This window comes from Streptomyces lancefieldiae, assembly GCF_031845825.1.
GTDB lineage: Bacteria > Actinomycetota > Actinomycetes > Streptomycetales > Streptomycetaceae > Streptomyces > Streptomyces lancefieldiae.
This window is the reverse complement of sequence record NZ_JAVRFH010000326.1, coordinates 1-450: the sequence shown is the minus strand read 5'-3', so window position 1 is coordinate 450 and position 450 is coordinate 1. Positions and strand designations below refer to the sequence as shown.

1 protein-coding gene and 1 pseudogene are annotated in these 450 nt (G+C 65.6%); both read left to right on the top strand.

The genetic code is table 11. The features are described from left to right. A pseudogene (locus tag RM812_RS42360) lies at window positions 1–120 on the top strand (sulfate adenylyltransferase subunit CysD); the annotation flags it as partial. A gap of 1 nt (window position 121) precedes the next feature. Further along, on the top strand, window positions 122–450 hold a 329-nt coding region (locus tag RM812_RS42355; protein WP_311586364.1), incomplete at its 3' end, for a GTP-binding protein.

Genomic DNA, 450 nt, shown 5'->3' with positions numbered 1-450 from the left:
GTTTCCGAGGTGATCGCCGAAACCGCGATATCCCGGCTCACCGAGCGCGGGGCCACCCGCGCCGATGACCGGATCTCCGAGGCCGGAATGGAAGATCGCAAGCGCGAGGGGTATTTCTGACATGGCAACGCTTCTTCGCATCGCCACCGCGGGTTCCGTCGACGACGGCAAGTCCACCCTGATCGGCCGGCTGCTGTACGACTCCAAGGCTGTCATGGAGGACCAGCTCGCGGCGGTCGAGCGGACCTCCAAGGAGCGCGGTAACGACTACACCGACCTCGCGCTGGTCACCGACGGCCTGCGGGCCGAGCGGGAACAGGGCATCACCATCGATGTCGCCTACCGCTACTTCGCCACGGCCAAGCGCAAATTCATCATCGCCGACACCCCCGGACACATCCAGTACACCCGCAACATGGTGACCGGGACGTCCACCGCGCAGCTGGCCAT